We start from the raw sequence: 15,331 nt of genomic DNA on the forward strand, positions 1-15,331 counted from the left end.
ACAACAGATTGTTGCTGCATCGCGGGCTTTCGTTCAAGCGAGTGACGCGTGACCCTTAGCGCAAGCTTGGCCGCGCCTTCGCGCGCAGGACCGGCAGCGGCGTCAAGCGGGCGCCGGTTAGTGGGAGGGCACGAGATGAAGAACCGTCACAGCCATATCGTTCGCGCAGCCTTGCTCGCATCTGCCTTGATCCCGGCCGCGGCCTGGGCGCAGGAATCGCAAACTCCGCCGGCAGGGCCGAATGCGACAGCGGAAGGCCCGTCCAGCAGTGCCGAGGAAACGGACATCATCGTCACCGGCACCAGCGTGGCACGTGCTGCCTTCGACACGCCGTTATCCGTACAGGCGCTCGACGAAGGCACGCTGGCCCGAACGCAGGCTGCCGGCAATGCCGACATCCTGAATACCATTCCGACGATCAAGGCGGACGGCGGCGGCGGCGAGGTCGCGGCTAACGTGTTTGTGCGCGGTCTTCCGTCTGGCGGACAATATCAGTTCACGCCGCTGATGTATGACGGCATTCCGGTGCTCAGCACCTTCGGCCTCAACTCGTCTGCCTTCGACGTTTATTATCGCAATGATCTCGGCATCGAGCGGCTGGAGTTCGTGCGCGGCGGCGTCTCGAACCTGTTCGGGCCGGGGTCGGTCGCCGGCCTGATCAACTTCATCTCGAAGCACGGCACGGCCGACTTCGGCGGCGTCGCGCAGATCGAGGTTGCCGAGCGCAACCGCGTGCGCGGCGATCTGGCGGTGAGCGGACCGATCGGGCCCAACACTTTCTACTCGCTGTCTGGCTATTACCGGTATGACGAAGGCACGCTGCGCACCAACTTGAAGACAAAGGGCTATCAGCTTCGCGGCAACCTGCGCCACGAATGGGGCGACGGGTCCGGTCACGTCACCCTTTACGGCCAGTGGATCGACGATCAGGTCCAGTTCTTCCTGCCCATTCCGCTCAACGGCACCACTCGTAAGCGGACGCCAGGCAACGACGGGCGCAAGGTCAATTCGGTCCAGAACCGGTTCGATACCAATCTCTTGAGCTTCAATACGCCAGACGGCCTGTTCACCAGCGACATCAATCAGGGCGTGAAGACCACCGGCGGTCAGATTGCGCTCGCGTTCGAGAAGCAGTTCGACGGTGATTGGGGCATCAACGGCCGTTTAAAATACTCCAAGTACGACCACAAATTTGGGCTGTGGGCTGACGGCGACGGCGTGATCAACGTGCCGGAGACGCTGCAGAGCTTCCTGACGGCTCGCAGTCTCGGCAACATCGCCAATGCGAGCTTTACCTTCGTGGGCGGCGGCGCCGTTCCGGCCGGCTCGCTGCTGTTCGCCAATCGCTTCACCGACCGCGACCGCGACATGGACGATTTCACCGGCGAGTTGAACCTCACGAAAAAGCTCACCACTGGCAGCCTCGACCACACGTTGACGCTCGGCGCCTTCTACGGCAATGCGGATGCTGAGGATGTGAACGTCACCACGACCTATCTGGCCGAGTTCAACAACAGGCCTCGCCTGGTGAACCTCGTAACGACGGATCCAGTTTCGGGGGCGCAGACCATCCGGTCTCGCAACGGCCTGCTGAACGCGGGAGCCGGCTATGTGAACAATCGCCACCAGGTCGAGCGCTATGCCGCCTATTTCGCCGACCAGATGGAAGGCGAGCGGATCGTCTTCGATATCGGCGGGCGCATCGAGCATTTCAAAGGGGATATCAGCCGGGAACGCACCGCCACGGTTGTGACGGACGCGACCACTCCCAATCTGTCGGGCGCACTGCGCGACGTCGTCTGGGGTAATGGCCTGTTCACCACCGGCAAGGTCGACACGACCGAGTGGGCGGCGGCGGCAGGCTTGCTGTTCAAGGCCACACCGGAACTGAACTTCTACATCAACGGCTCGCGCGGTTACTTTTTTCCAGAGGTGCGGTCCGTCACCTTCAACGCGCTCTTCCAGCCGCAAAGCTTCAAGGCAGAGATCATCAAGCAGCTCGAGTTCGGCGCCAAGTATAATAACGGTCCGTTCGAGCTGTCCGGCGCCTTCTTTTACACCAAGCTCGATAATCGCCGGCAGGTGCTGTTCGTCAACGATGGCGCCGGCGGCTTCACCGAGCGGGTAAACCTGGTGTCCACCAAATCGTACGGGCTCGAGTTCACGGCCAATATCGAGCTCGTGCGGTATCTGCGCTTTGCCGGCAATCTGACCATCCAGGACGCGGAATATACCGCCTTCGACACCACGCCAGCCTTCGTTGGCAACGATCTCGAGCGGCAGCCGGAAATCCTCTACAATGCGGGCCTTTATTATGACAACGATGCCCTCGACGCGTCGCTCTTCACCAACTTCACTGGGCACAACTTCACGGCGGCGAACAACGCGATCGAACTCAAGGGCTGGAACGTCGTCAACTTCGACGCGGGCTACAAGATCGATCTGGGCGGCGACCGGAAGGTTCGGATAGGCGTCAACGTCTTCAACCTGCTCGACGAGGACGCAGTAACCGAAGGGTCGCCGCGCCAGGACATCAACCAGACGGTCGGCGGCGCCTATTTCGTCGGCCGGCCGGTGCTGCCGCGGCGCATCACGGCGCGAGTGACGTTCAACTTCTAGGCTCCCCACTGTCCGGGCGCGGTGTTCCCTTGCGCCGCGCCCGGCTCTTTTTGGCTGAATCGATGGACTTGGACAGCAACGCCCGCGCAATCCTGACCGGCAACGATCGCGGCGGCTACACCGTACCGAACGGCCGGGTTTACCCGTTCCAGTGGAACTGGGATTCCGCTTTCGTGGCAATGGGCTTCGACTGTTTCGATCCGGACCGGGCCTGGACGGAGATCGAGACGCTGTTCCGCGCCCAGTGGGACGATGGCTTTCTGCCCCATATCGTCTTCTGGCAGGACGATGCAGGCTATTTCCCCGGCCCGTCGGTCTGGGGAACGAACCGGCAGCCGATGACGTCCGGCATCACCCAGCCGCCGGTCGCCGCCTCGATGGTCCGCAAGCTCTGGGACAATGCCGTGGCGCGTGAAGAGGCGGACGGGTTTCGCGGGCGCTTGGAGGCGCTCTTCCCCAAGCTGATGGCCTGGCACCGCTGGTTCCGCGATGTGCGCGATCCGGACGGACGCGGCGTGGTGATCGCGACGCACCCCTGGGAAACGGGCCGGGACAATTCGCCCGAATGGGATGTACCGGGCGAACCGATCGACGTGTCTAGCGTGGGCGACTATGTCCGCCGCGACACCAGTCATCTCGACTCGAAGATGCGGCCGACCAAGCTCGAATATGACCGCTATCTGGCGCTGGTCCAGTTCGGGCGTGCCAAGGGCTGGGACCAAGCGGAGATTGCCCGCACCAATCCCTTCCAGGTCGCGGACATCGGCATGTCGATGATCCTGCTCCGAGCGCACCGGGACCTGCTGGCGCTCGCCGCCGAACTGGGGCGCCATGACGACGCGCGCGAGTTGCAGGAAATGATCGCGCGCGCCGAAGCCGGGATCGACTGGTTGTGGGACGATGACAGGCACTGCTGGTCATCGCGCGACCGGCTGACCGGGCGATTTTCGGGCTTCGTCACCAGCGCTTCGTTCCTGAGCTTCTACGCAGGGCTGCATGATCCTCTGAAGGACGCGGCGATGCTCACGCATTTCGAGCGGATCGGGGCGAAGGTCCCCTACCTCATGCCCAGTCTCGATCCCGACGATTCCGGATTCCAGATGATCCGCTATTGGCGCGGCCCGGTCTGGGCGGTGGTCAACTATATGATCGGGACCGGCCTGGCAGAGTGCGGCTATGACGCCCAGGCGCAGCGAGTGCGCCGCGACACCGCCGAACTGATGCGGCGCAACGGGCTATACGAGGCCTATAGCCCGGTCGACGGCACCGGCAGTGGCGGCGACGACTTTTCCTGGACCGCGGCCATTTGGCTCGCCTGGGCGCGGGACGCGGCCTGATGCTCAGTGCCGACCAGAAAGCCTTTTACGACGCGAATGGCTATCTGCTGATCACGGGCTTCATCGGGGCAGAGGAAGCCGCACAGTTGCGCGCCGAAGTGCACGCCATTGCCGCGCGCCAGGGCCCCACCAATGCAACCTGGTCGAGTGTGGCCGACCAGGGCACGGTGCTCGAGCATTCGCACGACGTGCAGTTCCGTTCCGCTGCCTTCACGCGACTGCTGGTTGATCCGCGGTTGACGGGCGTGTTCACCAGCCTGATCGGGCCCAACGTCCAGCTTCACCACAACAAGATGTTCATCAAGCCGCCCGAGCGCGGCTCGCCTTTCCCCATGCACCAGGATTATGGCTATTTTCCGCACCGCGGCACGTCCATGACCGCGGTCATCCTGCACCTCGACGACGCACCCAATGCAAAGGGGTGCGTGCGCCTCTATCCGGGCTCGCACAAGCTTGGCCCGCAAGAGGCGATCGGCCAGGATCACACCGTGGACCCGGATCGTTTTCCCCTCGACTCGGCGTTGCCGATCGAAGCGAAGGCGGGCGACCTGCTCGTCTTCAACTATCTGACGGTCCATGGCTCCGGCCTTAATGTCTCGGAGGAGCCGCGAACGACCTGGCTGGCGCAGGTGCGCGACCCGGAGGACGAGCCGATCTCCGAACAGCACCAGTCGCGCGGCCAGGGCATGATGCTGGCCGGCATCGATCCGCGCACCGTCCCCTTCCAGTTCGCCTGGCAATCGACGGCGTGATTGGCTTCAGCCGGATGCCGCAGAGTATCCGGCGAAGGCGGGCCTATGATCTATTCCTCACTTGGCAGCTGAGTTTTGCGTCCGACAGGTAAGCGCGCCAAGCTGGCCGCAATTGAAGGTCGGCAATGGGGTCTGAAGCGGACGTCTGCATCGCACCGTCTGATTGGCGGCTATGGGCGCAAAGCGGACAACGGCAGCTGTTGGTGAACTACGCGCCGTTAACGGCTGCTCACATTCGGCCGGTTGAGCGTCCGCTTAGACTCTCATCTTCGAGCGGTGGGTGGTAAGGCTTTCCGGTCCACTCAGAAGATAGATACTTTGCATCTGAGGTATGTAGGCCTTCAGAGCCGGATGTTCACGGCGATGCGATTGCTACATCACAGCGCCCGAGCATCGGCCGTAAAGGCGCCTTCGTCGCGTTACATCCGTTACAAGCGATTGTCTTTGACAGCTTTTCTTTGAGCGACCATTCAGGTCAGAGTCGCGGGCGTCGAGTCTGGCTGCGTTAGTCGGGAACCGACGGCTCGGCTGCTTGGTGCAGGTGCGGCGTTTTGCAACAGGGGGTTGCGACATGAGCGTAGGCCGGATGGCAGGCAACGTGCGCGGTGTAAGGGCATTCCGCTTCGCCCGATCTGCGCTTCTGCTCTCGTGCTTCGCCGCAGGTATTGGCCTGACCGGGCGAGCTGAGGCTGCAATCGTAGAGGCGTGCCACGACGAAAGTACGGGCACACCCGCAAACGAGATCTTGAGCACAATCATCAGCGCTGCAAGTGCGGAACTGAGCAGCAGTGCTCCGGATCGGGGTGATCGCGCCCTCAAACACCTGGCCGAAGTGACACTCGGTCAGGCAGCAGCACAGCCATCGCCATTGATGGCCGAGGCTTGCTACACTGCCGGCCGCGCCATGCGGATTGCGCAACAAGGCTCTGCGCGTGAAGCCAAGTTGCTGCTGGTGTCTTCCTATCGCCGTGCGCAACGGATGGGGAATGTCAGCTTGGCCGGAAAGGCTGCGCTGGAACTCGGCATGACCACAGCCGCCGAGGGTGTTGTCGGCGCAACCGGCGGCGTTCGGGCCGGGCAGGATGACGCCGACCAGGCTGCCCGTGCTGAAATGGAAGCATGCGCGCCGCGCGTGGTCGAGGTCGCCGACCAAGCGGCCGACTTCCTCACCGCTGCGACCGCGCTCGAATGTGCCGCCGCCACCGCGATGGTTGCCAGAGACGACTTGACCGCATCCATCTCCAACTTGAGGCTGGCGCGGCTGGAGTTGGACTTCGGCGGACGGAACCCCAGCGTCGCCGAGCTGCTGCGGGACGATGCCAGGGATCGCCTCTTCCAATCCCTTGCCGCGGCGCTGCGCATTCAGGATCGCGCGGATGGAGCGGAAGTCGCGTTGCGTGCGACGGAAACGCTGGTCGCGATGCGAACGGTCGATGCTCGAGTTGCGGACGCTCTTGAACGGCTCAAGGCCTCGACCCAAACCATTCCGGGGCTCGAAGCCTATCGCCTGGCAATGGCATCGCGGCTGGCGGGACTTCAAGGCCGTCCTTCTGAACAGCGCCGTCTAATCTCCCAGGCCGTGTTTACCGAGAGCCAGCAATCTCAGCCATTACGCCTCGCGACCTGGTATCTGGACATGGCCAAGACCGAGCCGGCCCGGCGCGCCGACCATGTCGGATCGGCCTATCGCGCGCTGGAAAGTGTGCGCCCGCTGATGCCACAGTTTGATCCCTACACGCAGGAATCGACCTTCCAGCTGCGGATGCGCGACGTTTTCGAAGCGGCTGCCGAGGTGGCGCTGGCGAGAGATGTCAACGATGCCAGCGCGATTGACCGCGCCCAGCAGATCATCGAGCGCTATCGCCAGGCCGAGCTCCAGAATGTCTTCGGCAGCGAATGTGTGCCGAGCCGTGATCCCCTGCGCCCCGCTGCGCTCAAGCCCGGCGAGATCATCCTTTATCCGGTCCTGCTGCCTGATCGCGTCGAGCTGATCTATGCGACGGCGGGCGCCGAAGGGTTCAGGCGCTTGGTCTCGCCGGTCAGCAGCAATCGCCGGGAGGTGCAGGAACTGGTCGAGGCCTTCGTCAGGGCCAGCAGTACCGGCAATGACGGATGGCAGGCCCCAGGCCGGCGTCTGCACGACCTTCTGATCAAGCCTGTGCTGGCGCAAGCCGGCGGCGCGCAGACGCTGATCATCGTGCCGGATGGACCTCTTCGTGCCCTGCCATTCTCCGCGCTGCAGGACGCCTCCGGGCGCTTCCTGGTCGAGCAGGCGCAGGTGGTGACCGCCCCGGCGCTCGGCTATTCCGAGCCAGGCAACCCCGCGAAGAAGGCGCCGGCAATCCTGGCGCTCTCGCTGGCCAAGGAGGTGAAGCTCCCGGCCGGCGATTTCCCTAGGCTCGAGGGAACCGTCGAGGAAGCGAAGGCGGCGGCGGGCACGACCGGCACACTCATCCCGGACTTCACCAAGCGCGACCTGGTGCAGGCGCTTTCCGGCCGTTCGTTCGACGTGTTGCACCTGTCAACCCATGCCAGCTTCAACGGGCGAGCGGATCGCGCCTTCATCGTTGCGAACGGCGAGGCGATCCAGCTGGGTGAGCTTCGCGATCTCGTCGCGGACAATCAGGTGAGGGGGCAAGAACTTTATCTTCTCGTGCTTGCTGCCTGCGAGACCGCCGTCGGCGATGATCAGGCCAGCATGGGACTTGCGGGCGCCGCCGTGCAGGCCGGCGCCGAAAGCGCGGTCGCATCGCTGTGGCAGGTCAACGACCTTGGCACGGCGAAGCTGATGCAATCCTTCTATGATCGGCTGCGGCAGGGCCGGCCCAAGGCGGAGGCGCTGCGATCCGCGCAGCTTTCGCTGATCCAGTCCGGCGCCGATTACGCGAATCCCGCGATCTGGTCGGCCTTCATTCTGATTGGAGGATGGCGATGAGCCCGCGTCTGCTTCGCTTGAGTGCGGCGCTGCTCGCCGGCAGCGCGCCGGTCGTGCCGCTTTCCGCGCAGGCAACGAGCGTGGTGGCCGATACCGGAACCTTGGGGCTTGGAACAAACGCCGTGAAAAGCGGCAACATCGTCCAGATCACCGGCGGCACCACTGCGGGCGCGAACCTGTTCCACAGCTTCAGCCGCTTTGACCTTGCGGCAGCGGACACCGCGCGCTGGGCCGCGACGCCGGCACAGGCGAGCGCGATCCGCAACGTGGTCAACCGGGTCACGGGCGGACTCCCGTCCAACATTTCGGGAACGCTGGACGCCAGTTCCTTCGCGAATGCCGACTTCTATTTTCTCAATCCGGCTGGCACCATCTTCCGCGCCGGCGCCCAGCTGAATATCCCCAACGCCGTCTATTTCTCCAGCGCGAGCGAGCTGCGCTTCGCCTCTGGCGGCGTGTTCACCGTAACTACGCCAAGCGGGGCTAGCCTCTCGATCGACGCGCCGGAGAAATTCGGCTTCGTCGGCACGCGCAGCGACATCAATCTTGCGAACGTTACGTCCAATTTCGCCCGAACACCCGCGGCGCTGCATCTGAGCGGCAGGAACATCAATACGTCCGCGGCGAGTGTTGAGACATTGCGGCTCGACCTGGTGGCCACGGGCACCGGAGATATTGCCGCTGACCTTGCCGACCCGCTGAGTACGGCAGCGGCCGGCAACATCACGCTGACGAATACGACGCTGTTCAGCCCTTCGTCCGCCAGTGCGGCTAGCCGGGTGCGCATCGCCGCGGGTGGGGTCAATCTGCCGAATGGAGACATCCGGGTTGCCGGCAGCGCCACGGCTCCCGCCGGAACGCTTACGGGCAAGATGGCATCTCTGTCGATGTCCTCCGGTGCCCAAATCGGGACCGAAGCGCGTGGAGTAAGCGGCGGCGCGGTCGACCTGACCGTCAGCGGCGCCATTTCGATGGGTGGCGCCTCAGTCATCTATTCGCGCGCCGTCGGGGCGGGCGACGCCGGCGCAGTTTCGATCAAGGCTGGGTTGATGACGATGACGGGCTCCTCGTTCGTCGACGGGCGCAACCAAATCGGCTCGACCGGCGCCGCCGCCGACATTTCGATTGACGTGGCCGGCCTGCTCACCATCAGGGGCAGTTCGCGGATCACGGGCACGACGGTCAACAATGCGCGCGGCGGCGATGTGTTCGTGCGTGCGGACCAGATATCCGGCCTGGAGTCGGCGCGGATCGAGAGCTCGACCGCATCGAGCGGGTCAGGCGTCGCCGGCGATCTGTCGGTGCAGGCGAATGAGATCAGGCTGCGCGGCGGCAGCCAGATTGCCAGCCAGGTGCTGGGTGCAGGCCGCGGCGGCTCACTCGACATACAGGCGGGCACGATCGATATCGCAGACACCAACTCGGGCCTGTTCGCCAATTGCTTCGGCGCCCTTTGCGCAGGCGATGCTGGTGACATCAAGATCACGTCTACAAGTCTGATCGCGGCTAACAATTCCCGAATCGCCACCAACACCTTCACCACGGGCAAGGCAGGCGACATCACCATCAAGTCGAACTTCATCCGCGTGACGTCAGACGCCTCGATCAAGGCCGAGGGCAGCACCACCGCCGATGGGCTGATCGCGTCCGGCCTCGCCGGCACCGTGCGCGTGAAGGCGGGTGAGGTCGTCCTCGACAATGGTCAGTTGCTCTCCTCCGCATTCGGCTCCGGAGACGCAGGCTCGGTGATCCTTACAGCCGACAGCGTAAGCGTCGGCGGCAGCAGGGGCGGCATCTCGTCCAGCACTTTCGGGCGGGGAGTAGGTGGCGACGTTCTGATCAACGCCGGCAGCCTGACTGTCGAGCGCGGCGCCTTTGTCGGCGCCCAGTCCGTTGCGGGCGTCACAGGCTCCGGAGATGCCGGCCGCGTCTCGATCGAACTTGCCGATGCGCTGGCGATGCGGACCAATGGCCGTATCGGCACCTCGGCATTCGGCGGATCCGGACGTGCGGGATCCGTCAGCATCACCGCGCCGCGCATGTCGATGGAAAGCGGATCGCAGGTCCAGGCAGTCGTCAACAATGCCGGCGCGGGCGGCAGCATCGACGTGAATGTCGGCAGCCTGGCCGCCGATCGCAGTTTGATTACCTCCTCGGCCGAGGCGGGCTCGTCAGCCCCGGCCGGTGACGTCAAGGTCGTGGCAACAGAGCTGAGCCTGACGAACGGAGCGGCGCTGCGCAGCACCACGGGCGGCAGCGGCCAGGCCGGACGCGTTCGTGTCGATGCCGGGTCGCTCAGCCTGGCTGGGGGGAGCCAGATCAGTTCGCATGCCGAAAAGACGGCGAGCGGCACGGCCGGTCTCGTCGACGTCACAGGTGGCACGGCAATGCTGGACGGTGCCGGGACGTTGATCACGTCCTCGACGCAGGGCAGCGGCGATGCGGGCGGCGTTGCCGTCAAGCTGACCGGACTGACCGTGCAGAATGGCGCTGCGATCACAACCGACGCGGAGGCTGGATCGGGGGGCAATGCGGGCCAGGTTTCGGTCGAAGTCCCAATCGTCGCAGTGGCAAGCGGCGGACGAATTTCCTCCTCGACGTTCGCCTCGGGACTGGCCGGGCGTGTCACGATTGTCGGGGACCAGATCACGGCCGATGGCGGATCGATCGCTTCGGCAGCACAGGCCGGGTCCAGCGGCTCTGCCGGCAATGTCGAGTTGCGCGGCGATCGGGTGGTGGTCAGCAATGGCGGGGCCATTTCGTCCCAGACGCTCGGCAGCGGCGACGCCGGCTCGGTGACCATCACTGCGCCGGAGGTGCAACTTCTGTCGGCCGGTCTCGTGACGTCACGTGCGGGTGCCGGAAGCACAGGCGCGGCAGGCGGCGTGACCATCGTCGCTACGGACTTGCAGCTCCATGGCGGCGCGCAGGCGACCTCGTCCACAGCGGGCCCCGGCAAGGCCGGGAACGTCTCGCTGCAAGGCGCGACGATCACTCTGACTGGCGGCGCGCGCGCCAGTGCCGAGGCCGCTGCGGGATCGAGCGGAGCGGCCGGTCAGGTGGTCGTGCTGGCCCGCGATACGCTGCGCCTCACCGACGCGGCGCAGCTTTCCTCCGCTACGGCGGGGTCGGGGGCGGCGGGAGGTGTCACTGTCAACGGCGGTAACGTGATCGTGGACAGCGCAGCGTCGATCAACTCACTGGCGGCGCCCGGGTCGACCGGTTCCGCAGGCGGCGTGCTGGTCAATGTTACAGGTAAGGTGACGGTGGCCGGAGCCGGTACCATCACCTCAGACACGTTCGGACCGGGCAAGGCGGGCGACGTCACCGTCAAGGCTGCGGCGCTGGAGGCGCGGAGCCAGGGCCGCATCTCGTCCAACTCGGATGCATGCGCCAACGCCAGCTGCCTCGCCACCGGCGACGCGGGCAATGTCGTCGTAACGGTCGGCTCCGCCACTATGACAGGCGGGCTCATAGGCTCTTCGACCGCGGGCAGCGGGAATGCGGGAGCGATCACTCTAACGGCCGACTCGCTCCTGCTCGAGCAAGGTTCGTTGGTCTCGACCTCTACGGCTGGTTCGGGGATCGGCGGTCAGATAAAGGTGGGCGGCTCATCCATTCGCGTCCTTGGGGCGTCGCGGATCAGTTCCCGCGCCGAGGCCGGGTCCAGCGGCACTGCCGGTCGCGTCGAACTGGCGGGCGGCATCGTCGAGATCAGGGGAACCGATAGTCTGGTCACCTCCTCGACCCGTGGAGCCGGGGCGGCCGGCGGTGCCCTGGTGACCGGTTCGGACCTTGTGGTCGCAGACGGCGCAGGCATCACCGCCGACGCGGAGGCGGGTTCCTCCGGCGCGGCCGGTAGGGTCGACGTGAATGTGGCAAAGCTCAGCCTTGGTTCGGCAGGGCAAATCTCCTCCTCCACCTTCGCCGCGGGCGCGGCCGGCCAGGTGAAGGTGGCGGCGAACACGATCGAGAATGTCGGGGGCTCGATCGCATCCGCGGCCGAAGCAGGGTCGAGCGGCGATGCCGGTAATGTCGAAGTGAGCACGCCCACTTTGCTGCTGGCGGAGGGCGGCTCCGTGTCGTCTCAGACGCGCGGTTCCGGAAGTGCCGGCTTGGTTCGTCTGACCGCTACCAACGCCATCATCCGGAGCAACTCGACCGTTACGTCCCGCGCCGACATCGGCAGCAGCGGTGCAGCGGGCAATGTCGAGATCGTCAGCGACCAGCTGCAGGTTCGCGACGGCAGCGCGGTCACGTCCTCGACCATGGGGTTGGGCTCCGCCGGCAGCGTGGCGATCCATGCCGCCGATGTGCTGCTGGACTCGTTCGGAGTCGTCTCCGCGGAAGCGGAAGCAGGATCGACCGGCGCGGCCGGACAGGTGCTGATCGATGCCAGCCGATCTCTTACGGTCAGCAAGCTCGGCCAGGTCACGTCCGCGACGTTCGGCGCAGGGCCTGCGGGCGGCGTGATCGTCCGCGGCGGCAGCGTCCTCGTCGAGACCGGCGGCTCTATCAACTCGCTCGCCGGGCCAGGCTCGACCGGGGCCGCGGGCGACGTGCTCGTGCAGGTGTCGGGCGCGGTAGACCTGCGCAGCCTCGGCGCGATCGGGTCCGATACCTTCGGCCCGGGCGCTGCGGGCGACGTGACGGTGCGCAGCGCCTCGCTGACCGTTCAGGAGGGCGGGCAAGTGTCCTCCAACTCGGCCGTCTGCCCCGATGGCAGCTGCGTCGGCAGCGGCGATGCCGGCAGCGTGACCGTGGAGACGAGCGGTCCGGTGCGCGTGCTGATCCAGGGTCTGATCGCCACGTCGACGGAGACGGAAGGGAATGGCGGCAACGTTTCGATCAAGGCGGCCAGGGTGGAGGCGGCGACCGGCGGAGCGATCCGCTCCGAAGCGTCCGCGAGCGGCGATGCCGGCAGCGTCCGGATCGAGGCGGCCGAACTTTCGCTGGCGAGTGCAGGCGAAGTGAGCACCAGCACGTTCGGCACCGGCGCAGCCGGACAGGTCGTTGTTCGGGTCGCAGATTTGAAGAATTCCGGCGGAAATCTCGCGTCCAGCGCCGGCACGGCCGGGGGCCGTTCCGGCAATATCGACATTGCGTCGACGACGACCGTGATCGACGGCGGCGGCAAGGTTCAGACATCCTCTGCCAGCCAAGCCCCGGCCGGATCCATCCTCCTGGCCACGCGCACGCTGGACGTCATCGGCGCAGGCAGCGAGATCGCCAGCGAAAACAGCTTCGTCGAACGGAGCGGCGCTGCCGTTTCCGCCGCGGCGGAGCCGACGGGCTCCGCGGGTTCCATCACCATCGTCGGCGCGGAGTTGATCCGCCTGCTCGATGGCGGCAGCATCAACACCAACTCGGTTTCGGGTCCCGCCGGCGATATCGACATCCAGATGCCGGCAGATGGACTTATCCTGCTGTCGGGAGCGGAGCGGTCGGGGGTGATCACCACTTCATCGGGTCCGGGGACGGGCGGGCGGATCAGTATCGCAGCGCCGTTCGCGATCATCTCGGATGGCGGCGACATCCTGGCACTGGGTCAGCAGGGGGGCGCCAACGTGCAGATCACATCCGATTTCTTCATCCGCTCCGCCGATCGGGTGAACCGGCTTTCCGTCGCCGGTTCGCTGGTGGTCGACAGCACCGTGCAGGATGTGAGCAGCGGCACCACGGTCCGGGAGTTGAACATCATGGACGCCTCGCGCGTGCTGCGCGGCCAGTGCGCGAGCGTGCGACGGTCGCGTGATACCAGCCAGCTTGCGGTCCAGGCACTCGGGCCCTATTCGCTGGCCGCACCGGACCTCCAACGCGGAACGATCGGCGGCGCACCCGGAGCATGCCATTGATCGCGGCAAGCCGGGCCCTCGCAGCCGCCCCGCTCGCGCTGATCGCCGCGGCGCCCGTTTGGGCCCAGGATGCGCCGGAGGCGAGCATCGTCGCCTTGAACGATGTCGCAGTGACGGCCGTGCCCGCCGATCTTGGAGCAGCACCGCGCACCCGCCGCTCCGCGCAACCGCAGAACGGTCAGCCGCTGCAACTGCGCTATGGCCCCGGCGAGCCAATCGATCCGGCTTGGGTCCGGGGGCATTTCGAGCGCGCCGGGCTGATCGGCCGACCGGCGTCGAACGCTGCGCTGGTGGACATGGTCCAGATCATCAACGCAGCGATTCTGCGTGATGGGTTGATCAACACCGGCGTTGTCATCGAGCCGCAGCCGGCACTGGAGAATGGCGGCACGCTGCGGCTCCGGCTCGTCTATGGCCGGCTGGGCAGTGCGGACGGGGCTTCTCCGCCGATCGTGATCAACTGGGGCGGGAAGGGATCGCGTGGCCTGTCGGACGCCTTCGTCGCCGCCGAGATGCGCTCGGCCGCCCGCACACCCGTCGACGCGGTCGCCATCGAACGCGACTTTCGTTTGCTGTCGGATCACCCGGCCGTCCGCACAGTCCGCGCCGATCTGAAGGCGCTGAACGCTCCCGGCGAGGCTCAGCTGGCCTTGTCCGTCGAGGCGGCGCCCCGGTACGACCTCTACGTCACGGTCGCCAACAACCGCTCGCCATCAGTGGGCGGCGAACGTGCGGCGCTGGGCGGCAGCATGCGCAACCTGCTGGCGAGCACCGACCTGTTCTCGTTCGAGGGCGGACGGACAAGCGGTGTCACCGACGCGGTGGTCAGCTATTCGGCGCCCCTGATCGACTATGATTTGCGGTTGAACGTTCGCGCCGGCCTGAACAATGCCGCAGTGATCGACCCGGAATTGCTCGCCCTCGACATTTCGGCGCGCGATCGCTTCGTCGAGGCCGGAATTAGCTACCAGTTCTGGGAACGTCCGCTGACGCCGGTCGAAGGCGGGCGTTGGACATCGGCGCGCGCGCTTAGCGCCGGTCTGACCTTCCTGCATCGCCGGACGCGCACCTTTTTGTTCGGCAAACCCTTCTCCTTCACGCCCGGATCGGTGCGGGGGCGGGCGGAGTATAGCGCCTTGCGCGGCTCGATCGAATTCGTCGACCGCGGCCCCTCTCAGGCGATCACTCTGTCGCTGATCGGCACACTGGGTCTGGAAGGCACGCGCAGCGACGTGCCCGGCCTGCCGCAGCCGGACGAGAACTTCACGGCGGCCGCCCTGCAGCTCAATTACGCGCGCCGGCTGACACCCGACCGGCTGGAGCTGCGCGGACGACTGACGGTGCAGTGGACGAGCGACTTGCTCTATACCGCCGAACGCTTCTCAGTCGGAGGCTCGAACAGCGTGCGCGGCTATCGTGAGAATCTGATCCTGAGCGACCGCGGTGCCGTGGCCTCGGTGGAACTCGCGCAACCTTTCAGTCTGAGCGGGCGGAGCGCTGGGCGGAGCGATGTCGATCTGGGCTCCTTTAGCGCCTCGCTGTTCGCGGACGCGGCCTATGTCGACAATGTCGGTGCCGCCGACCCTTCTCCCAGGTGGATTACCGGCATCGGCGCGTCCTTGCTGTGGACACCCTCCGAGGCGCTCACCGCCCGCATCATCTATGGCGAAGCCTTGAAGTCGGTGCCCGTCGTCGGTCGACGGGACCTGCAGGACAAAGGTGTCCAGTTCATGGTGACAGTGCGGCCACTCTACCTGCTCGGCTATCGGTGAGGCACTCGGAGCAGGCTGTCGACGTCTGCTATGCCTGTCGCGCTTGGCCAGGCGGGCCGCT

The 15,331-nt window shown here is 65.7% G+C and carries 7 protein-coding genes; 6 read left to right on the forward strand and 1 reads right to left on the reverse strand.

From position 1 onward, the window contains the following. Window positions 1–135: 135 nt before the first annotated feature. From VGT77_RS12845 to VGT77_RS12855, 3 genes are all read left to right on the forward strand, one after another. Window positions 136–2,619: a TonB-dependent receptor gene (locus VGT77_RS12845; protein WP_327463181.1), complete on the forward strand. Its 2,484-nt coding sequence runs from the start codon at window positions 136–138 to the stop codon at window positions 2,617–2,619. 62 nt (window positions 2,620–2,681) lie between these two features. Next, window positions 2,682–3,956 (forward strand): MGH1-like glycoside hydrolase domain-containing protein, encoded by a 1,275-nt coding sequence (locus VGT77_RS12850; RefSeq protein ID WP_327463183.1) that lies wholly within the window; start codon window positions 2,682–2,684, stop codon window positions 3,954–3,956. Next, window positions 3,956–4,708, forward strand: coding sequence for a phytanoyl-CoA dioxygenase family protein (locus tag VGT77_RS12855; protein WP_327463185.1), 753 nt, complete (start codon window positions 3,956–3,958; stop codon window positions 4,706–4,708). Before VGT77_RS12850 ends, VGT77_RS12855 begins: the two co-directional genes overlap by 1 nt. Before the next feature lie 505 nt (window positions 4,709–5,213). On the opposite strand, the gene VGT77_RS12860 is transcribed toward VGT77_RS12855, so the two are convergent. Then, the gene (locus VGT77_RS12860; RefSeq protein ID WP_327463187.1) at window positions 5,214–5,861 is read right to left on the reverse strand and encodes a hypothetical protein; all 648 of its coding nucleotides are present in this window, start codon (window positions 5,859–5,861) and stop codon (window positions 5,214–5,216) included. Between VGT77_RS12860 and VGT77_RS12865 the strand changes: the two genes are divergently transcribed. The 3 genes from VGT77_RS12865 to VGT77_RS12875 are packed head-to-tail and all read left to right on the forward strand — an operon-like array spanning window position 5,841 to window position 15,270. Further along, a complete protein-coding gene (locus VGT77_RS12865) occupies window positions 5,841–7,643 on the forward strand; it encodes a CHAT domain-containing protein (protein WP_327463189.1) in 1,803 nt (600 codons plus the stop codon). The two genes, VGT77_RS12860 and VGT77_RS12865, sit on opposite strands and share 21 nt — an antisense overlap. Then, window positions 7,640–13,498: a filamentous hemagglutinin N-terminal domain-containing protein gene (locus tag VGT77_RS12870; RefSeq protein ID WP_327463190.1), complete on the forward strand. Its 5,859-nt coding sequence runs from the start codon at window positions 7,640–7,642 to the stop codon at window positions 13,496–13,498. Before VGT77_RS12865 ends, VGT77_RS12870 begins: the two co-directional genes overlap by 4 nt. Further along, the gene (locus VGT77_RS12875) at window positions 13,495–15,270 is read left to right on the forward strand and encodes a ShlB/FhaC/HecB family hemolysin secretion/activation protein (protein WP_327463192.1); all 1,776 of its coding nucleotides are present in this window, start codon (window positions 13,495–13,497) and stop codon (window positions 15,268–15,270) included. Before VGT77_RS12870 ends, VGT77_RS12875 begins: the two co-directional genes overlap by 4 nt. Window positions 15,271–15,331 lie beyond the last annotated feature (61 nt).

Origin of the sequence: Sphingomonas sp., from assembly GCF_035944535.1 — a bacterium.
Lineage (GTDB): Bacteria > Pseudomonadota > Alphaproteobacteria > Sphingomonadales > Sphingomonadaceae > Sphingomonas_B.

Bases quoted from the DNA above. Each gene is read 5' to 3' on its own strand.
- VGT77_RS12845 (WP_327463181.1), top strand. From the start codon at position 136: ATGAAGAACCGTCACAGCCATATCGTTCGCGCAGCCTTGCTCGCATCT.
- VGT77_RS12850 (WP_327463183.1), top strand. From the start codon at position 2,682: ATGGACTTGGACAGCAACGCCCGCGCAATCCTGACCGGCAACGATCGC.
- VGT77_RS12855 (WP_327463185.1), top strand. From the start codon at position 3,956: ATGCTCAGTGCCGACCAGAAAGCCTTTTACGACGCGAATGGCTATCTG.
- VGT77_RS12870 (WP_327463190.1), top strand. From the start codon at position 7,640: ATGAGCCCGCGTCTGCTTCGCTTGAGTGCGGCGCTGCTCGCCGGCAGC.